Here is an 18,241-nt window from a genome sequence, read left to right as displayed (position 1 = left end):
CATCAGGACGCGAACACCTTGCCCGGGTTCAGGATTCCGTGTGGATCCAGGGCTTTCTTCACCGCGCGGTGCATGTCCAACACCACCGGATCGAGTTCTTGCACCAGACCGTCCATCTTGAGCAGCCCTACTCCGTGCTCACCGGTCACGGTGCCGCCGAGTTCCAAAGCAGCGTCGATGATCTCGGCGAAGGCGGCCTGGGCACGCTCGCGAGCCGGAAGGTCGTCGTGTGGCGTGATGAGCAGCGGGTGCAGGTTTCCGTCACCGGCATGGGCGATGTTGGCGATCGTCGTCTCGTATCGAAGGCCGATCTGCTCGATACGCGACAGCATCTCGGGCACATGCTTCTTCGGTACGCACACGTCCTCGGTCAATACCGGACCCAGCCGCTCCATCGCCGGATACGCCAACCGTCGGGCTGCGAACAGCGCGTCGGCCTCCTCCTGATCGGTCGAGACCGCAGACCACGTCGCCCCGGCCTCGTCGAAACACGAGAGCATCTTCTCGGCTTCCTGGTCTCCGATGAGGCCAGGATCATCGATTCGTCCGAGCAGCACTACATTGGCCTCGACCGACAGGCCCATGTTCTTCCAGGCGTCGACGGCGATGAGGCACTGCTTGTCGATCAGCTCCAACGCGGAGGGCGTCAATCCGGCGGCGGCAACTGCGGCCACGGCACGTCCGGCGTCGACGATCGAATCGAAATAGCCCGCAACGGTGCGTTGCGGATCCTGCAGCGGGCGCAGCTTGAGTGTCACTTCGGTGATGATGCCGAGCGTGCCCTCCGACCCGACCATCAGCCCCGCAAGATCGTATCCGGCAACACCTTTCGCGGTCTTGCGCCCGAGCCGCACCAGCTCGCCGGTTCCGGTGACGACCTGCATGCCCATGACGTAATCGCGGGTCACGCCGTATTTCACGCAGCACAGCCCGCCCGCATTGGTGGCCACGTTGCCGCCGATGGTCGACCACGGCGCGCTGGCCGGATCCGGGGGATACCACAGACCCTGCTCGGCGACGGCTGCGCGCAGATGATCGTTGACCACTCCCGGCTCCACGACGGCGTAGCGCTCGAGTAGGTCGATCTCCTTGATCGCGTCCATACCGTCGAGTGCGAGCACGACGCATCCCTCGGTGGCATTCGCGCCACCGGACAACCCGGTACCCGCCCCGCGAGTGACAACGGGCGCGCCGTGAGCGAGGCACGCACGAACGACAGCCTGCACTTCCTCGGCGGTGCGGGGCCGCACGACGGCAAGGGGCATCGCAAACGGGGCCCATTCCGCCTCGTCGTGCTGGTACGAGGCGATGACGTCGGGATCGACGACGAGACGATCCGCGGGGAGAGAGTTCGACAACTGTTCGACGAGCGACATGCTTCGACTCTAGCTGTGACCTGGGTCTCGGCCAATGTAGGTTTTCTCTATGTCGCCCGCGAAGTCATGGATGGAACTACTGCTGGACGATGCGTCCATCGACGAACTGGAAGCCCACGGTCGAGAACATCCCGGTGCCGAGGCGTACGCGGCCTCCAGGCTGCGCGCGTTGCTCGATCAGCGCAGACAGCGCAGTACCGAACTCTCGGCGCTCAACGACATCGCGGTGCGCCTGACGACCGTGCGCGACAATCGGATCCTGCTGCAGGAGGTGGTGGACCAGGCCCGCACACTTCTGGGCGTGGATCTGGCCTACATGGGCTCGGTGTACGGGAACGAGTTCGTCATCGAGGTCACCAGTGGTGCTTTGACGCCGAAGCTGGTGGGCATCAGGCTCACGCTGGACGAGGGGCTCGTCGGCCTGATCGTGCGCGGGGCCTCGCCGTCCTGGACACCCGACTACCAGAGCGAACCTGCATTTCGGCACATCACGGGAGCGGACAGTGCTGCGCGGTCGGAGAACATGCGCGGACTACTGGGCGTGCCCCTCCGGGTCGGCGACCGAGTGATCGGCGCATTGTTCGCGTGCAAGCGGCAGGAGCGGGACTTCGCAGACAGTGAGATCGCGCTGCTGTCGGCACTGGCCGCACACGCGGCCATCGCCATCGAGAACGTGCGAGCGATCGACAAGCTCGAAACGCTCAACGCCGAATTGTCGCTCCGCACCGCGGAATTGGAACAGACCCTGCAGTGGGACCGTACGTTGACCCAGGTGGTGCTCCAGGGCGGCGGCGTACGGAGTCTGGTGCGGGAGGTGGCGTCGGCCACCGAATGCCCGGCGTATTTCGTGGCCGATGGCGCGTCCGTACCGGTTGCGCTGGAGGACAGAGCTATCGAGGTCGACGCCATGGTCGAACGCTGTAGGGCGGGCGCGGATACTGCCGTGGGCGACGGTATGACCGCACGCAGGGTGGTGGCTGCCGGACGCTTTCTGGGGGCGTTGATCTCCGTCGGACCGGACGACAGCCGGACCCACCTACTTCTCGATCGGGCTGTGCCGGCCATCGCGCTCTCGCTGGCCGAGGAGCGCGCGGCGGCGGAGTCCGCACGCCGTGCGCAGGACGCATTCCTGCTCGACCTGCTGCTCCATCCGACCTCGTCACCCGACGATGAACGCAGGCAGTTCCACCGCGCCGGACTGGCTCCGGACGTGACGTATTGTGTGGCGGTCGCGCAGGGAAACGCGTCGAGGTCCGAGCTGGAAGCGGCTGCACTGCCGCCGGGATCGGTTGTAGCAGAGCAGGGTTCGAGGGTATTGCTGGTCGTTCCTGCTCGCGAGTCCGCTGCCGTCCGCCGCATGATCGCCACCCGTGCCACCGTCGGGATCTCCGAGCCCGCGCGAGGTGCCGACGCTCTGGCGGCGGCGTTCCGGGAGGCGCAACAGACTGTAGACGTGCTGACCACCCTCGGCCGGGATGGGGACGTGTCCTCGGCGCGTGGCCTTGGCATCTACCGAATCCTGCTGAGTCACATGGCTCGTGAGCACTTGGACGAACTCACCGAGGACAAGCTCGGGCCGCTGCTCGCGGAACAGAACAAGCGCGGGGTCCCGCTGATGGAGACGTTGTCGACGTATCTGGCTCACGGTCGCCATCATTCGGCCACCGCGTCGAGCCTGGGGGTACACGTCAACACGCTCTATCAACGGCTCGACGCGATCGACCGGCTGATCGGTACGCAGTGGCGCGACCCGGACGATGCTCTCGATCTTCAGGTGCTGATGCGCCTGCGACGGTCCGCCGATCTGCTGGGTCTGTGATCCGAGAGAATCGGTGCTCGTCGGATAGCGTCGGGGCATGGCAGTCGACTTTTCGTGGTCTCAGTTCCTGTGGATAGTCTTCGTGTTCGTCGGTGTGCCGTCGACGTTCTGGGCTCTTGTTCTGTGGGCGGTGTTCTCGAAGCGTCGAGAGAGCAAGGGGAGCGGCCCGCTCGGCTTGTGGGCCACCGGATCGGTCGCTGTCGCATCGGGTTTCGCCGCGTGCGCAGGGTGGCTGAGCTGGTCCGCGGACTACCGGGGCGAGTTCCGTGGCCCGGGTCTGCCGGCACCGAACGAATTCCCGTCCTGGCAAGTCGTCGCGTGCGGTGCGACGGTCGTAGTGCTGTGCCTTCTTGCCGCACGCATGTCGCGCTGGGCGAAGACCGGTGGACACGTCGCTGCGTTGGGCACGACGGCAGGGTTCGCCACTGCGTTCTGCATCGAAGCAAGCACCGATGTCACCGGTCAATCGGGTGTGGGTGTCATTCTGTGCATGATGGGCTGGGGCACCGGCTTGACCGTGCTGATGCTCGTTCGGAACGTGTTCGGTGGGCGACAGCGGTCGGCAGTCCAGCCGTGAAGCCGTCAGAGCTCGATGCCCGTTGCCTCGACCACGCTTGCCCACAAGGCATCTCGCACGCGTGGTGAATCTCCACGCCAGGACGGGTAATGAGTCGGACGCGGGGCCCGGTCGTGCCAGAACGTACCGGTGCTGGTCAATGCCTGATCCGCTGCCACGAGCCAGACGATGGTGTCTGCCCCGTCGCGTGCGGTCCGCAGAATCGGCTTCATCACCGAACCGAACAACGGCATCGAGCCGGTGACCCCGGGCGTCGCCGCCCAGCCCGGGTGCATGCTGTGCACCACCGGATCGTCTTCGAGCGAAAAGCGTTCGGCCAACTGCTCCGCCACCACCACCTGCATGCGTTTGGTTCTGGCGTATGCCGTCATACCGGAGTATTTGCCGTCCGCGTATTCGAAGTCCGCGGACTGCAGCGGCACCGGGTACATGCCGCCGCTGGAGACGAAGACGACCCGAGATCCGGCGTCGAACAGCTCTCGCAGTCCCACCGTCAACGCCACCGGCCCGAGAACATGGGTGGCGTAAGCAGATTCGTGTCCCTGTGCAGACAGTTGTCTCCCGTCCGGCATCACCCCGGCGCAGTGCACGAGAGCATGCACCGACGTGAGCTCGGACGCCAGAGCCGCGATCAACTCGGCCACGGAGTCGAGATTGCTGACATCGCACTCGCGTACCACGAGGGAGGCGTCGGGCACCTCGGCTCGGATGCCGGCGGCCGCGGACTCCAGCCGATCGGCCGACCTACCGACCAGGTGGACCCGTGCCCCCAACCTGGCCAGTTCCTTCGCCGTGGCTGCGCCCAACCCGGACGACGCACCGGTCACCACCATGTCGATGGGGGAGGGGAAGGGCGTCGGATCCGCGGCCCAGAACCGTCGACGCACCGTCGCACCGATGCGGGAGTATCCGGGAACGACTGCTCTGTCGAGGATCGTGTCCAGCGTGCGGGTCAGCAATGACATGCCGCTCTGATACCCCGCGGTAACCGGATGTATGCGCGTCCGCACGCCGGGGTCGATGCCAGAATGAGTCCATGGTTCACCCCGCCGTCTCCGACGTCACCCGCGACATCCTCGCCGAACTTCCCGCCCACCGACGGGAAACGTTCGAGTTGCGACTCGAGCAGTGGTTCCCCGATCTGCACGACGCGGTCACGGCCGTCTACCCCGATCCCGACGCCGTCGCAGCGACCATGGTGGAGATCGCAGCGCACGCCTATGCCGCCCGCCCCGAGGATCTGCACCGACTCGACCAGCGCCGATCGCTCGAACCGGATTGGTTTCAGCAGCCGGACATGTTCGGCTACGCCTGTTACGTCGACCGGTACGGACAGACGTTGCGCGGAGTGGGCGAACGGCTCGACCATCTGGCCGAGCTCGGCGTCACCTACCTGCACTTGATGCCGCTGCTGCAACCGCGGCCCGGCGACAACGACGGCGGATACGCGGTGATGGACTACCGCGCGGTGCGCGAGGATCTCGGCACCAACGAGGACTTGCGGGCGCTCGCGCAGACGCTACGCGGACGCGGCATCAGTCTTGTGGTCGATCTGGTACTCAATCACGTTGCTCGCGAACACGAATGGGCGGAGAAGGCGCGTGCCGGTGATCCGAGGTATCGAGACTACTTTCTGATCTATCCCGATCGCACCACCCCGGACTCGTACGAGCGCACGCTTCCCGAGGTGTTTCCCGATTTCGCACCCGGCAGTTTCACCTTCGACGACACGCTCTGCGAATGGGTGTGGACGACGTTCAACGAATGGCAGTGGGATCTGAACTGGGCCAATCCTGCTGTGCTGCAGGAGTTCGCCAGCATCGTGCTGCATCTGGCCAACCTCGGGGTGGAAGTGCTGCGGCTCGATGCGATCGCGTTTCTGTGGAAGCGGCTCGGCACGAACTGCCAGAACCAACCCGAGGTGCATGCGATCACCCAGGCCCTGCGCGCCACCGCCCGACTCGCTGCTCCGGCCACGCTCTTCAAGGCCGAGGCGATCGTCGGACCCCGCGACCTGCTGCCGTACCTGGGACAGGGGCGGCACACCGGGCGCGTCTCGGACATCGCGTACCACAACTCGCTGATGGTGCAGGTGTGGTCGATGTTGGCAACGGGCAGTACGGCTTTGGCGCGTCACGCCCTGTCCGCACTCCCGCCGACTCCGCCGAGTGGCACCTGGGTGACCTATGTTCGCTGCCACGACGACATCGGCTGGGCCATCGACGACGGGGACGCAGCGTCACTCGGGCTCTCGGGCGCAGGCCATCGCCACTTCTTGGCCGACTGGTACTCCGGGGAATTCGACGGCTCCTGGGCCGAAGGCCTGGTGTTCCAGTACAACCCGGACACCGGCGACCGCCGGATCAGCGGAACCGCGGCCGCGCTCACCGGCCTCGGACCGTCCCGCCTGGATCCCGACGGCGCATTCGGGCGAATCTTCCTGGCGCACGCCGTCATCGCCGGGTGGGGTGGGATTCCGGTCGTGTGGGGCGGCGACGAGCTCGGTTCCCCTGGCGACCCGAACTGGGCCGACGAACCCGCTCACGCCGGGGACAATCGGTGGGTGCATCGTCCCCGCGTGACCGACGCCGACCGCGCCGGCCGATTCCAGCAGGGGAGTGACGCGCAACGAGTGTTCGACGGTATCGCGCGCATTGCGAAGGTGCGCGCCGGTCTGCCGATGTTGCACGCCGAGGCACCGGTGGACGTGCAGAGCGAATCGGACGACGGTCTGCTCGTGGTGCGCAGGCGGCATCCCAGCGGCACCCTGGTCGCCCTCTACAACGTGACGGCCGAACACCGGTCGTTCCCGCACGCGCAGCTCATCGAACTCGGAATTCCGGCCCCGGTCGAGGTGCTCTCGCAGCACGATCTGGGGGTCGACGACGCCGGCTCGGTGTGGTTGCCGCCCTACGCGGCGTGGTGGATCGTCGACAGCCCGCTGCGCTAGAAGAGGCGATGCCGTGACCGGGCTGTTACCCTCCCCGAGACGGTCGGCTGGATACGAACAAGGGGACAATGTTCATGCTGCATGCTCGGATGCGAAGTCTGGTGCTCGCTGTGGTGGCGGTGTTGGTCGCCACGATGGCAACGGTGCTGATGGGGACCGGTGTGGCGAAGGCCGACTCCGAGCTCGTCTACGTCTACTCGCCGTCGATGGACAAGGACATCCCGATCAAGGTGCTCACAGCTGCCGGGGGCGGACCAGCGCCCACGCTGTATCTGCTCGACGGCCTGCGCGCACCCGAGGACAACAGCGGCTGGCTCATCGAGACCGACGTCGAGCGCTTCTTCGCCGACAAGCACGTCAACGTGGTCATTCCGTTCGGCGGCGGCGGAACCTTCTACTCCGACTGGCAGCGCGACGACCCCAAGCTCGGACGGGTGAAGTGGGAAACCTTCCTCACTCAGGAGCTGCCGCCCGTCATGGCCGATCGGTTCGGCAGTGACAACGTCAACAATGCCGTCGCAGGACTGTCGATGAGCGGAACCTCCGCGCTCAACCTGGCCGCGCATCGTCCGGATTTCTACAAGGCGGTGGCGTCGTTCAGCGGCTACCCGACGGCGAGCAGCCCCGGGTTCGCGCAGGGCATCTCGGTCGCCGTCGGCGAAATGGGCGGCAACGCGCGCAACATGTGGGGCACCTGGCCGTCCGCGGACTGGATCCGTAACGACCCGTCGCTGAACGTGGGCGCACTGCGCAACACGGCAGTCTTCGTCTCCTCGGGGAGCGGCTCACCGGCTACGGACCCTGTGTTCAACCCGGCGAGCAGCCGCTTCGACCCCGTCAGGTTCGCGCAGATGGTGCCGCTCGAGACGGCAGCCGGCATGAGCAGCCGTGCATTCGTTCCGTTGCTGCAGGCGGCAGGCGGTCGACCCAACGTCAAGATCACCGGTACCGGTGTGCACTGGTGGAACCACTGGGAGCAGCACCTGCACGATGCGTGGTTCGAGACTATTGCCCCTGCGCTCGGCGGCTGAGCCGGAAGTTCGTCAGGGCGTGCCGCATCCTCGGCGACAGCGATCCGTACACAGTTCCCATGCTCATCGCCCACATTCCCTTCGGTAGCGGTGACAGGCGCTTGGGCAACCAGGGATTGCGCAACGCCAGCCCGTAGGCGAACAACCCCATCTCACGGAGATGGGGTTGACGGGCTCCGTTCTGCTCGTGCTTGTGGGTGACCTCCCAGGCGGAACGGCCGTAGCCGACGCCCTGATGGAACGCGGCGCGAACCGTCGTCCTCAGGCGGTAGGCAACGAGCGCGTCGGGGGTGTGGCCGAGGGAGAGGCCTGCCTCCTGAATTCGCCATGAGATGTCTGCGTCCTCACCGCCACCGAGGAAGCTCTCGTCGAACGTGCCCACTCGATCGACGACGTGCCGCCACATTCCGAAGTTGTTCCCGTGGGCGTACGGCAGATACGTCGTCTCGAATCGATCGTCCGGTGCAGGCACCACGCGCCATGTCGCCACCTCCGGTGAGTTCAGCGTCCGCACCTCGATCGGACCGCCGACGGCGTCGTACGTCTCTGCGGCTCGGGCGAGCGCGGTGAGCCAATTCGGATACACGGCATCGTCCTGGTCGGTGAAGACGAGGAAGTCTCCACGAGCGGCCTCGATGCCGGCGTTCCGCGCGTGTGGGGTGCCCCTGACGTCGGAGCTGTCGATCCAGCGGAGATCCAACGGAGACTCCAGCTGCTCGAGATGCTCGCGCAATCCATCGGTGGACCCGTTGTCGCTGATGATCACCTCGAACTCTCCGTGGTAATTCTGGGCGGCGAGCGCGGCAAGCTGAACGTCGAGGTCCGGCAGGCCGTCGAAGCACGGCACGATCACTGATACAAAACCGACTGGCATGTATGTTGACGCTACCCGGTCGAGTCCCGCTACTCTGTCCGCCATGACGCCACCGAGGATCACCGTCGACTACACCGTGCTCGACTGCCCGGATCCGGCTGCGCTCGGCCGTTTCTACAGCACCATCCTCGGATGGGAGCCGGTGCGCGACGACGGCGACTGGGTGGTGGCGCACGGTCCCGGCGAACTGCGCCTCGCTTTTCAGAAGGCAGCGGACTTCACCCCCATCGACTGGCCGAACGAGGGCATCAAGATCCACCTCGACCTAGTGGTGGACGACATGGAACAGGCCAGGGATTTCGTCGTCGACGCCGGGGCCGAACTCATCGACGACGCGCAGCCCTCGTTCTGGGTGTTCCGTGATCCGGCCGGGCACATCTTCTGCCTGTGCAAGCGAAGCTGATATCGAAACCGGATTTCGAGAACAGGCTCAGGCAACTTTCGACTGTTGCAGTGACGTGCCGATCCGCTCGTGCTGCTCACCGAGCCAGCGCGCAAGAACCTGGCAGCCGGTCAGTCCACCTGCATAGTCCTCCCGCGCGTACGCGATGTGGCGGCCACCGCCGGGATTCGACCACTCGAATCGATTCCAGCGCAACGACTGCGGCAGGTAGCCGGCCACTTCGCCGGCCGCGGTGCGGAGGCGTCGAACATCCTTCGTCCACTGCGAGGGGCGAAGGCGAGTTCGGGTAGCGTTCTGGAAACTGTTGCTGCGCACGAGGTTCCACAGTTCACGTAGCCATGTCTTCGGGGTGCGGAACGACATCCATCGGGTCAGGTCGGCGATGTCGCGGACGAGGCTGTCGTCGCTGGCGTTGCAGATCATGTCCGAGGCGAGGCCGATCCACTCGACCGGAATCGACTCGGGCAGAGCAGGACCCGCGCCTGCGACGCCACGCCCGGTGCATCCGTCGACGGCACCCACCGGCTGCTGAGGATCGGAAATCAGACCTGCGGCAACGATGCGGCTGCCGTCGATCGTCCCGTCGTGGACGAGGCCGAGGACTTCGCGCACCACCGTCGCTCCCTGCGAGTAGCCGATCAGCGCAATCGGCCCCGCCGTGGTTTCCAGTGCACGACGCAGGCGTCGAACACCGAGTTCTGCGCTGTGTCGGAAGCACAGACCGCCGAGCGCGACCGGTCCGTAGGACGCCGGATAGCCGACCCACCGGCCGACGAAGCGGTCGTCGAGTTCGGCGACCACACAGGACAGCAGGCCCGTCACCCGCGTCCGGTGGTCGGACGGATGTGATTCCCCGGTACCTCCGACGGCGAGTACGGTCACCTTCTCCTGGCTCATGGCCCTCAGTCTGGTGGGGGAACCTGAGCCCGACGCCCGACAAATGCTGAGAACTGTCTGGCAGTTCGATCCGGATTCATCCCAGTGCGACGCGTACCTCGTCGAGGGAATCCCGCAGGAGCGCCTCGTAGCCATCGGGGTCCGGCACGGCTGCGCTGTTGGACGTGATGCCGACCGTGACGGTATCGCCGATGCCGTGGACTCCGTGGGTCAGGCTCATGGCAGGTGACAGGGCGGGAAAGCCCGCGGTGAATCGGACGCAGCCGCCGCCGAGAGCGAGGTCTGCGGCACCACGCGAGACGCTGGACACGACGGTGTTCCCGGTGACCGTCGACGGGACGGCGGTGGGATCGAACTGCGCGACGCCCCACTCGGCCAGAAATGCCGGCACATGTGCTTCGACGTCGTCCTGTGACGAGCGGGCAGCCTCCGACAGTGAATGATTCGCGCGGTGTCTGCGGGCCGCCAGATCCGCCGAGATCAGAATGCTTCGGCTGCGGATGTCGGATTCGGAGGTGAACAAACCGACGCCGACGTTCCCGAAATTGTTGCGAGCGTCGGCTCGTGCGTCCCGGGCAAGGGTGACCTCGGCGGCCAGATCCACCGAATCTCCGAGAAAGCATTGCAGCGCAACGGAGATTGCGGTCAGCACGAAGGTGGTGACGGTGGTACCGCCACAGTGCACGTCGGCCTTCGGGAGCACGATGGTGCGCACGGAGGTCCGGCCGGTGGGCGCAACGTCGAGGGCGGTCAGGGCGCGGGAGGGCGCGGGCGGTGGGATCGCCCCCGAGTCGGTGCCCTGCTCGAGGTCGAGCGCGTCGCGTCGGGCACGGACGCCGCCGCGAACCATCTGTGCCAGTCGAAGCGGAAGAGCGACAGCGGCAAGGGCTGAGGATGCCATCTCGCATACGACCGGAGGCTCTGTGCGGGCCGGTGATGCCGCAATGGAATGCGTGCCGAACAGGTCACGGGCAATCCGCGATGCCAGTGTTCCGTCGGCAGCTGCGTGCGAAAGCTGGAGCACCGCAACGAGGGCCGTGCCGCCGGGAGCGTCGACGATGTTCGGATACAGGTGCAGGTGCCACACGGAATCTCGGGGGTCGACCTGCCGTCGGAACGACGCAGCGACCGCATCGAGACACTCCGGCCAGGTGCGGGCTGTCCGGTGGACGGAGATCGCATCGGAGGGCGGACTCGCCTCGGTCCAGTGGGGATACTCGAGGCCGAAAGCCGCGTCGGTGATGCGCGTGCGCAATACCTCGATGCGACCGCTGCGCTCGTGCAGTCGCGTCACCTCGGTATCGATGTCCGCGGAGCCGTGATCGAAGCAGTACAGCAGGAATTGGTCACTGGGAATCTTCGACGCCATCCAGTATGCGCGTGCATCCGCCGGATGCAGTCGTGTCGATTCGCGGCGACGGCTGTCGGCTCGAATGCGGGGCACGCGCCAAGCCTATTCTCCCTCCACGCACCTGTGGACTACAGACTGTCCGGTACTGATCTGTGAACTGTCACCACGACCGGCCGGGAACTTCTTCGATGGCCTCGCCGTCTACCGGCACTATCGGCGCTAGCCTTGGCCAGTGCATCGACCAGCCCTGTGTTCGCGACGCCGTGACACCGCATGGTGGGTATCGTGACGCCGAGAGTCGCCTCGGGCTATCGGGCAGGACTGCGTTCGTCGACCAACGCGGCCGCGTCGGCCGACTACGTCACCGACGTCTCGTACACCGAGTACGGCTCCGCGGCCTGCACGCTCGGTGTCGCGGCCGACAACACCGTGTTCCTTGCCCCCGCTTTCACCGTCGACGGCATCGGTGTGCTGCGGTCGTCCGACTTCGGAAAGTCGTGGCGCGCATCGGTTCCGCAGGGCGTGCAGAACAGCCGACATCGGCCCTACATGTATTTCGACGACGTCGACGACCGACTGTATCTGCATGCCGGCCGATTCGATGCGCTGTCCCCGCACCCGCTGAGGACTGGATTCGTGCTCGGAGTCACCGACGATCGCGGCGAAACCTGGCGCACGAGGAAAGTGGCGTCGAAGGCCAGGATGGACGCCAAAGTATTCGCTGGGCCACGTCCTTCACGCGAGGGGAGGATCACGTATCTCTCCGCGCCGACGCCGTTCTCGATGCGAGTCCGGCCACTGATCAACGTCACCCGTCAGATGATCTGGCGGTCCTTCGACGGCGGTGTGAAGTGGGAGGTGGCCGGAGGTTTCGACATCGACCCGAAGAACATCCCCGGCCTGCCGAGCCGGGAGTACGTCTCGTTCGGCAAGGGCGTCGTCGGTCCGGACGGCACCGTCTACATCGGTGGCCGCTACGGTCGACGGTTCGCCGTTGCAGTCAGTCACGACGAGGGCCTGAGCTGGAACGTTCGAATGGTGCCGGGTTCGGCACTGGCCAAATATCACAATGCTCTGCACTTTCTGCTACACGGATCGCGCTATCTGCTACCGGAGTCGATGGCGGTCGACGACGACGGAAACGTGTACGCGGTGTGGCCGGACCGCGACGGATTGTTGCATGCAGCATGGTCTTCCGACGGTGCGGTGAGCTGGTCGAGGCCGGTGGTGGTATCGGCACCGGGGGTGCGTGATGCCCGCTTCGGTGCGATCACCGCCACGGGGTCCGGGAGGGTGGGTATCGCCTACTACGGACGTGAGAAGGATCGTGCCTTCCATGGATTCATCGCGCAGTGCCGTGATTTCCGCACCGGGGGCCCGGTGTTCGTCGGCGGCAAGTACAACGATCCCGATGCCCCGTTGTTTCCGCACGGATTCTGCAGCGGCTACCCGGGTTTCGCGTTGGGGCGTTCACCGAACGACAACGTGCGGGTGCACTTCGCCCCCAACGGTGACCTTCTGACCGGGGCCGTGATGCAGATGCGAGGAAGAAATCGGCAGCGCCCATGGGCGGCACGCTCGGAACGCACCGAGATGCAGGCAGTACTGGGCAGGCTGGGCCGGATCGGCCGCGACTGAACAACGAAAGGCCCTGCAACAGTGTGCTGCAGGGCCTTTCGGGGTCGAGCGCAAGCGTCAGGCGACGTTGATCAGACCGACAGTGGGGAAGAAGAAGCAACTCTTGTCGGTACCGTCGAGCGCCTTGTGGTTCACCGTGCCGAACACCGCCGCGAGGACGGTTCCCGATCCGGTCTCGACGGGCACTGCGCGTGCACCGGCGGCGGGCAACGCATTGAGTGCGTTGACCACGAGAGGCCGAGCCAGTTCCTTCAACTCTGCCGGAATGCCGGAGTTGTCGAGGATGGACTGGGCGAGAGTGGTTGTCAGCCCGCCGAAGTCGGCGAAGCCACCCTGCAGGGTATTGACGTTGAACCACGCCACCTGCATGCCGGACTTGTCGGCCGAGTCGTTCACGATGCCGGCCGGAACGAACGCGAACATCGTCTCGCCCTTGTTCACCGCGTTGAGTTCGGGCACGGCGATCGACGGCAGGCCGGGCAGAGTGGCGATCGGTGGCACGGTCAGCTGGGGCCACGGTCCGCCGGCACCACCGGCGACGCCCGGCACGATTCCCAGCGGTGCGCCGGGTGTGGCAGCGCAGTTGATGGCTGCGGTCGGGTAGAAGAACGGAGTGATGCCGAAGTCGGTCAAAGCCTTGTTGGCTGCGTTCAGTGCGGCGAACGGGTCGGCGCTCACATCCTCGGCGACCGGGGTGCGCGACTCGGCGATGGCGTTCGCCGCGTCGAGCGAGGCACCACCCTGTCCTTGCAGGGCGGCGATCGCCTGTGCCAGCGGATCGGCCGGTGCCGGATCCGCTGCCGCGGTGGCGGGAACTGCGAGCAATGCCGCGCAGGAGAGCGCGAGCGCGCCCGCCATACGGCTGAGGCGACGAGACATGTGTGACTCCTGTGACTGATGTGGCTTATGTTGCGGTTGCGCTGATATCACCACACATCATCTCGACGTCACAAGCCAGGACGGATTCCGTTGTCCAATCGAGACGGTCCGTCTGCCGCTCAACCCACGTCGATACCGAAGTCCCGGACGATTCCTTCGAGACCCGATGCGTAGCCCTGGCCGATGGCGCGAAATTTCCATTCGGCACCGCGGCGGTACAGCTCACCGAACACCATGGCGGTTTCCGTCGATGCGTCCTCGCTGAGGTCGAAGCGGGCGAGCTCACGCCCGTCCGACTTGTCCACCACGCGAATGAAGGCGTTGACGACCTGACCGAAGTTCTGGCCGAGGGCGTCGGCGTTGTGGATGGAGACCGGGAAGACGATGGAGTCGACCTCAGGGGTCAAGGCTGCTAGGTCGACGTCGATGCTCTCGTCGTCGCCTTCGCCCTCTCCGGTCCGGTTGTCGCCGGTGTGCTCGATGGCACCGTCGGGGGATCGCAGGTTGTTGTAGAAGACGAAATAGTTGTCGCTCAGTGCCTTCTTGGTCGTGCCGAGGCCGATGGCACTGGCGTCCAGATCGAAGTCACCGCCGGTGGTGGCGCGAACATCCCAGCCGAGCCCGACGCTCACGGCGGTCAGATCCGGGGCTTCCTTCGTCAGCGAGACATTTCCACCTTTGGCAAGCGTTACGCCCATGTCCATTCACTCCTCAGCGCGTTCGTCCGTGCATCGTCTCTCCACCATATTCATGTTCGTGACGGGGGTGCCCGAGGTGCTCGTGTGAAGCCGGAGGGAGACGTTGCGGGTGTGAGCAGTGAGGCTGGCGGTACCGATGGGTTTGTGGTGGGATACGACAAACGACGAAAGCTAGCAGTGGTTGTGCACATTTTCGAGTAGGCGCGCCGCGGCGATCGAACGGCAATGGAGATTTCTGTGCAGGTGTCGCGACGTGAACTGTTCAAGTACGCCGCCGCGGGGTCCGCGGCCGCCGTCGGCCTGGTTGCGGTGGGCACAGCGACCGCGCACGCCGACGCCGGACTCGGAACGCTCGTCGACTACTCGGGTGGAGTGCCGTCGGCCTCGGCGATCAAGGAGGCCGGTCACCTGGGGGCCGTCCGCTACGTCTCCGACCGCCGACCCGACGCGAACTGGATGATCGGCAAGCCGATGCGCAAGTCCGAGGCCGACTCGCTCACCTCTGCCGGGCTGGAGGTGGTCTCGAACTACCAGTTCGGCAAAGGGACCACATCGGATTGGCGCGGGGGATACGCGGCGGGCGTGAAGCATGCCACTCGCGGCCTCGAACTCCACACGGCCGCCGGAGGTCCCGAGGACCGCCCGATCTACGTGTCGATCGACGACAACCCCACCGCGGTGGAGTTCGCGACTCTGATCGCGCCGTACATCCTGGGCTGGGAGTCGGTGATCGGAGCCGAGCGAACCGGTATCTATGCCAATTCACCGACCATCGAATTGGCCTCGGTGGCCGGTCTGGGTCAGTGGTTTTGGCAGCACAATTGGGGAACCCCCAAAGGCTTCGTTCACCCGGCAGCGCATATTCATCAGATTCGAATCGACAAGGATTTCGTGGGTGGGGTCAAAGTCGACATCAACAATGTTCTGAAAGCCGATTACGGGCAGTGGTCGAAATCCGCCGCCGACATTCTCTGAAATGCCATCGATGTAATTCCTTCCGAACGCACCGAATGGAAAGCGATATTCGGTGCGTTCCGGGCGGACGGCTGCATTCCGCATTCGCCCACAGAAAACAGTTCGCCCCCGGCCTCTGCTGAGGCCGGGGGCGAACTGCGGTGGTCTGTGCGTGCGAGCTACGGGACGTAGACCGTGCCGATGGTGGGCAGGAAGGTGCAGCTCCGCGGAGCCGACGCGGGATCTTCCTTCGACTGTGTGGTGATCGATCCGGAGACGACCGACAGGACGCGTCCTGGGCCGGTGTCGGCGATGGCAGACAGCGTTGCCGGGCCGTCGGTGTTGATCATCGCCGCGCCGGTCAGATCCTGAGTTCCCGAGCGGCGATTGTCGATGTTGAGCCAGGTCACCGTCAGAGGAGCTGCCTGCTCTGCGGCAATCGGCGCGGTGCCGAGGGCGGTGAAGACGAAGCCGGCCTGGCCTGCACCCGGTCCGGGAGGCGGCAAGGTGGCGGGGCCGGGTACGGCCAGTGCGGTTCCGACGGAATCGGCGGTGTCGGAGATGCACCCCACGCCGAGTGTCGGGTAGAGGAACTGGGCGATGACGGGACCGTCCGTCGGCAGTTCCGGGCCGCCGCCGCCGGAGCCGTCCAGGAAGGTGATGACTCGTTCGAGCAGCGCCTTGACCTGGTCCGGTAGCTGCGCTGTTTCGAGTAGTGCGCGGGCCTGACCCAACAGGTCGGCGGCCGGAGCGGCTCCGACATCGGCAGGTCCGGCTGCGGCACCGAGGATGGCGGGTGCGAACGAGGCGAGTGCCTCCACCTCGGCCAGGCTCGGCATGGGCTCACCCGGGGCGGGGAGGAACTGGGCGATGAGATCAGCGGGATCGGCCGGTGCCGCGGGCAGATCTGCCGGTGCCATGGGCACCAACGGCTGCGCGGATACGCTGGTCGGCACGACTAGTGCGGCGGCTGCGGCTACGGCCAAAGCTGTAACTACGCGACGCGTTCCGCGGGTACGAAGCACGGTGATGTTCCCCATTCTGATCATGACGCGGGCCCTCGGCGACAGCCGGTGCTCGAGGGGTCACTCTATGTAGCGCAATCCCCGATGTACAGCCGTTGTCGATGGAGCCCTTCCCCGTCGCAGCTATGCCAGGGCAGTCTATTGGTCGCACGCTGCGAATTCTCCGCAGAAGCACACGATAACCTGTTACTGGAGTTGTCAGTGTGAAAGGTGATGCAAATGTTACTCGCGTGCATCCGCGGTTAGGGCAGGTGTTCGGCGCCCTATAAGCTCGACGATCGATACACGGCATCGATACCGAACGGAACCGCACGCACAGTGAACCGACTCGTTCGGCTGGCCCCCGTTCTGCTCGCGGTCTCGGTGATCAGCCGATTCGTCTGGGCGTTCGCGACGCCCAACGGAATGAACCTCGTGGACCTGCACGTCTACGTCGACGGCTCCGCTGCTCTGCTCGGCGGCAATCTGTACGACTACACGTATTCGGTTCAGACGCCGGACTTCCCGCTCCCGTTCACGTACCCGCCGTTCGCCGCGCTCGTGTTCTTCCCGCTGCACTACCTGCCGTTCACGGTGGTCGGCGTCCTGTGGCAGGCCGCGACCATGCTCGCACTGTTCGCAGTGGTGCGTCTGGTTCTGTCGATGGTTCTCGGCGACGAGCGAGCCGCCGAGTCGCGCTGGGTCCGCATCGCAATGCTCTGGACCGCACTCGGGCTGTGGTCTGAACCGGTGCGGACGACGCTGGACTACGGCCAGGTCAACGTGTTTTTGGTGCTGCTGGCGATCCTCGCGGTACGCAGCAGTCGGTGGTGGGTGGCAGGCGGGCTCGTCGGTGTCGCCGCAGGGATCAAGTTGACTCCCGCCATCACCGGTCTGTACTTCCTGGCGACGCGGCGATGGAAAGCGGCAGCATTCTCTGCGGTGGCGTTCGCCCTCACGGTCGTGGTCAGCTACGCGGCACTGGGGCACCAGGCCTCCACCTACTTCACCACGCTGCTCGGCGACGCCGACCGCATCGGCCCCGTCGGCTCGGTCTGGAATCAGTCTCTGCGCGGAGCGCTGAGCCGGATCGTGGGTGAGGACGTCGGCCAGGGGCCGTTGTGGATCGCCGCCGCGGTGATCGCCACGGTTCTCGCTGTGCTGGCGTGGCGAGCACTCGATCGCCGCGACTACCTGGGAACCCTCGTCATCGTCCAACTCCTGGGCTTGTTGGTGTCGCCCATCTCGTGGTCGCATCACTGGATCTGGGTGATTCCGATGGTGCTCTGGCTCGTGCACGGGCCGCTGCGCGACATCGCCGGAGCCAGAATCGTCGCCGGCTACTGGCTGGTGACGGTCACGGTGGGGGTGCCGTGGTTGCTCAGCTTCTTCCAGGAGTCGATCTGGACGATCCCTCGTCCTGGCCTCGAGGCCTGGGCCGGTGCCGTCGACGTGGTCGGATCTGCTTTGTTCCTCGGTTGGGTCGTCTATGCGGGACGCATCAGTGCGCGGTCAGCTGGTCGATCCGACGCGCCAGATCCACGTCCTTCTGTGTGAGACCGCCGGCCGAGTGCGTGGACAGCGTGAACGTCAGCGTCCGCCACCTGATGTCGATGTCGGGGTGATGGTCCGCCTCCTCCGCGGCGTCGGCCACGCGGTTCACCACCTCGATCGCTGCTCGGAACGACGTCAGTTCGACGGTTCGGGTGATGGATTTCTCCACCACGGTCCACTCCGTGAGCCGGGCGTCCTCGATGTCGCGGTCGGTCAGCAGTTCGGTCATAGAAAGA

At 65.6% G+C, this 18,241-nt stretch carries 17 protein-coding genes; 8 read left to right on the top strand and 9 right to left on the bottom strand.

Annotated elements, in window-relative coordinates:
- Positions 1–2: 2 nt before the first annotated feature.
- On the bottom strand, positions 3–1,376 hold the full coding sequence (locus tag MTX34_RS18440) for an FAD-binding oxidoreductase (protein ID WP_243610323.1): 1,374 nt from the start codon (positions 1,374–1,376) through the stop codon (positions 3–5).
- A gap of 49 nt (positions 1,377–1,425) precedes the next feature.
- On the opposite strand from MTX34_RS18440, the gene MTX34_RS18435 reads away from it, so the two are divergent.
- Positions 1,426–3,195 carry a helix-turn-helix domain-containing protein gene (locus tag MTX34_RS18435; RefSeq protein WP_243610322.1) on the top strand — a complete coding sequence of 590 codons (1,770 nt, stop codon included), beginning with the start codon at positions 1,426–1,428 and terminating at the stop codon, positions 3,193–3,195.
- A gap of 37 nt (positions 3,196–3,232) precedes the next feature.
- A complete protein-coding gene (locus MTX34_RS18430; RefSeq protein ID WP_243595961.1) occupies positions 3,233–3,772 on the top strand; it encodes a hypothetical protein in 540 nt (179 codons plus the stop codon).
- A 5-nt stretch (positions 3,773–3,777) separates the two neighbouring features.
- Here MTX34_RS18430 and MTX34_RS18425 read toward each other — a convergent pair whose 3' ends face one another.
- Positions 3,778–4,737, bottom strand: a complete 960-nt coding sequence (locus tag MTX34_RS18425; RefSeq protein WP_243610321.1) for an SDR family NAD(P)-dependent oxidoreductase — start codon at positions 4,735–4,737, stop codon at positions 3,778–3,780.
- A 71-nt stretch (positions 4,738–4,808) separates the two neighbouring features.
- Here MTX34_RS18425 and MTX34_RS18420 point away from each other — a divergent pair, with 71 nt between their 5' ends.
- Both MTX34_RS18420 and MTX34_RS18415 read left to right on the top strand, forming a co-directional pair.
- A complete protein-coding gene (locus MTX34_RS18420; RefSeq protein ID WP_243610320.1) occupies positions 4,809–6,722 on the top strand; it encodes an alpha-amylase family protein in 1,914 nt (637 codons plus the stop codon).
- Positions 6,723–6,796: 74 nt separating this feature from the next.
- The gene (locus MTX34_RS18415) at positions 6,797–7,753 is read left to right on the top strand and encodes an alpha/beta hydrolase family protein (RefSeq protein ID WP_243595958.1); all 957 of its coding nucleotides are present in this window, start codon (positions 6,797–6,799) and stop codon (positions 7,751–7,753) included.
- Here the strand turns inward: MTX34_RS18415 and MTX34_RS18410 are convergent.
- A complete protein-coding gene (locus MTX34_RS18410) occupies positions 7,728–8,627 on the bottom strand; it encodes a glycosyltransferase family 2 protein (RefSeq protein WP_243610319.1) in 900 nt (299 codons plus the stop codon). The two genes, MTX34_RS18415 and MTX34_RS18410, sit on opposite strands and share 26 nt — an antisense overlap.
- Positions 8,628–8,670: 43 nt before the next feature.
- On the opposite strand from MTX34_RS18410, the gene MTX34_RS18405 reads away from it, so the two are divergent.
- Complete coding sequence (locus MTX34_RS18405) at positions 8,671–9,030, top strand: VOC family protein (protein WP_243595957.1); 360 nt, start codon at positions 8,671–8,673, stop codon at positions 9,028–9,030.
- Positions 9,031–9,057: 27 nt separating this feature from the next.
- On the opposite strand, the gene MTX34_RS18400 is transcribed toward MTX34_RS18405, so the two are convergent.
- Positions 9,058–9,927: a PE-PPE domain-containing protein gene (locus tag MTX34_RS18400; protein WP_243610318.1), complete on the bottom strand. Its 870-nt coding sequence runs from the start codon at positions 9,925–9,927 to the stop codon at positions 9,058–9,060.
- 76 nt (positions 9,928–10,003) lie between these two features.
- Complete coding sequence (locus MTX34_RS18395) at positions 10,004–11,371, bottom strand: WS/DGAT domain-containing protein (protein WP_243610317.1); 1,368 nt, start codon at positions 11,369–11,371, stop codon at positions 10,004–10,006.
- 192 nt (positions 11,372–11,563) lie between these two features.
- Between MTX34_RS18395 and MTX34_RS18390 the strand changes: the two genes are divergently transcribed.
- Positions 11,564–12,916: a sialidase family protein gene (locus MTX34_RS18390; protein WP_243610316.1), complete on the top strand. Its 1,353-nt coding sequence runs from the start codon at positions 11,564–11,566 to the stop codon at positions 12,914–12,916.
- 57 nt (positions 12,917–12,973) lie between these two features.
- Here MTX34_RS18390 and MTX34_RS18385 read toward each other — a convergent pair whose 3' ends face one another.
- Together MTX34_RS18385 and MTX34_RS18380 are read right to left on the bottom strand one after the other, a co-directional pair.
- On the bottom strand, positions 12,974–13,795 hold the full coding sequence (locus tag MTX34_RS18385) for a hypothetical protein (protein ID WP_243610315.1): 822 nt from the start codon (positions 13,793–13,795) through the stop codon (positions 12,974–12,976).
- Positions 13,796–13,914: 119 nt separating this feature from the next.
- Positions 13,915–14,493 carry a TerD family protein gene (locus MTX34_RS18380; RefSeq protein WP_243610314.1) on the bottom strand — a complete coding sequence of 193 codons (579 nt, stop codon included), beginning with the start codon at positions 14,491–14,493 and terminating at the stop codon, positions 13,915–13,917.
- A 225-nt stretch (positions 14,494–14,718) separates the two neighbouring features.
- Here MTX34_RS18380 and MTX34_RS18375 point away from each other — a divergent pair, with 225 nt between their 5' ends.
- Positions 14,719–15,468, top strand: coding sequence for a DUF1906 domain-containing protein (locus tag MTX34_RS18375; RefSeq protein ID WP_243610313.1), 750 nt, complete (start codon positions 14,719–14,721; stop codon positions 15,466–15,468).
- A 158-nt stretch (positions 15,469–15,626) separates the two neighbouring features.
- Here the strand turns inward: MTX34_RS18375 and MTX34_RS18370 are convergent, their stop codons facing one another.
- Positions 15,627–16,487: a hypothetical protein gene (locus MTX34_RS18370; RefSeq protein WP_243610367.1), complete on the bottom strand. Its 861-nt coding sequence runs from the start codon at positions 16,485–16,487 to the stop codon at positions 15,627–15,629.
- Positions 16,488–16,790: 303 nt separating this feature from the next.
- Here MTX34_RS18370 and MTX34_RS18365 point away from each other — a divergent pair, with 303 nt between their 5' ends.
- Positions 16,791–18,008 carry a mannosyltransferase gene (locus MTX34_RS18365; protein ID WP_243610312.1) on the top strand — a complete coding sequence of 406 codons (1,218 nt, stop codon included), beginning with the start codon at positions 16,791–16,793 and terminating at the stop codon, positions 18,006–18,008.
- Here MTX34_RS18365 and MTX34_RS18360 read toward each other — a convergent pair.
- Entirely contained in the window at positions 17,953–18,234 is a 282-nt protein-coding gene (locus tag MTX34_RS18360; protein WP_243595949.1) for a 4a-hydroxytetrahydrobiopterin dehydratase, read from the bottom strand. The genes MTX34_RS18365 and MTX34_RS18360 overlap by 56 nt on opposite strands.
- Between the last annotated feature and the right edge of the window lie 7 nt (positions 18,235–18,241).

The sequence above is a fragment of the Rhodococcus sp. ARC_M5 genome (assembly GCF_022810405.1).
Lineage (GTDB): Bacteria > Actinomycetota > Actinomycetes > Mycobacteriales > Mycobacteriaceae > Rhodococcoides > Rhodococcoides navarretei.
This window is presented reverse-complemented; position numbering and strand designations above follow the sequence as displayed.

Bases quoted from the DNA above. Each gene is read 5' to 3' on its own strand.
- MTX34_RS18440 (WP_243610323.1), bottom strand. From the start codon at position 1,376: ATGTCGCTCGTCGAACAGTTGTCGAACTCTCTCCCCGCGGATCGTCTC.
- MTX34_RS18435 (WP_243610322.1), top strand. From the start codon at position 1,426: ATGTCGCCCGCGAAGTCATGGATGGAACTACTGCTGGACGATGCGTCC.
- MTX34_RS18430 (WP_243595961.1), top strand. From the start codon at position 3,233: ATGGCAGTCGACTTTTCGTGGTCTCAGTTCCTGTGGATAGTCTTCGTG.
- MTX34_RS18425 (WP_243610321.1), bottom strand. From the start codon at position 4,737: ATGTCATTGCTGACCCGCACGCTGGACACGATCCTCGACAGAGCAGTC.
- MTX34_RS18420 (WP_243610320.1), top strand. From the start codon at position 4,809: ATGGTTCACCCCGCCGTCTCCGACGTCACCCGCGACATCCTCGCCGAA.
- MTX34_RS18415 (WP_243595958.1), top strand. From the start codon at position 6,797: ATGCTGCATGCTCGGATGCGAAGTCTGGTGCTCGCTGTGGTGGCGGTG.
- MTX34_RS18410 (WP_243610319.1), bottom strand. From the start codon at position 8,627: ATGCCAGTCGGTTTTGTATCAGTGATCGTGCCGTGCTTCGACGGCCTG.
- MTX34_RS18405 (WP_243595957.1), top strand. From the start codon at position 8,671: ATGACGCCACCGAGGATCACCGTCGACTACACCGTGCTCGACTGCCCG.
- MTX34_RS18400 (WP_243610318.1), bottom strand. From the start codon at position 9,927: ATGAGCCAGGAGAAGGTGACCGTACTCGCCGTCGGAGGTACCGGGGAA.
- MTX34_RS18385 (WP_243610315.1), bottom strand. From the start codon at position 13,795: ATGTCTCGTCGCCTCAGCCGTATGGCGGGCGCGCTCGCGCTCTCCTGC.
- MTX34_RS18380 (WP_243610314.1), bottom strand. From the start codon at position 14,493: ATGGGCGTAACGCTTGCCAAAGGTGGAAATGTCTCGCTGACGAAGGAA.
- MTX34_RS18375 (WP_243610313.1), top strand. From the start codon at position 14,719: ATGGAGATTTCTGTGCAGGTGTCGCGACGTGAACTGTTCAAGTACGCC.
- MTX34_RS18370 (WP_243610367.1), bottom strand. From the start codon at position 16,487: ATGGGGAACATCACCGTGCTTCGTACCCGCGGAACGCGTCGCGTAGTT.
- MTX34_RS18360 (WP_243595949.1), bottom strand. From the start codon at position 18,234: ATGACCGAACTGCTGACCGACCGCGACATCGAGGACGCCCGGCTCACG.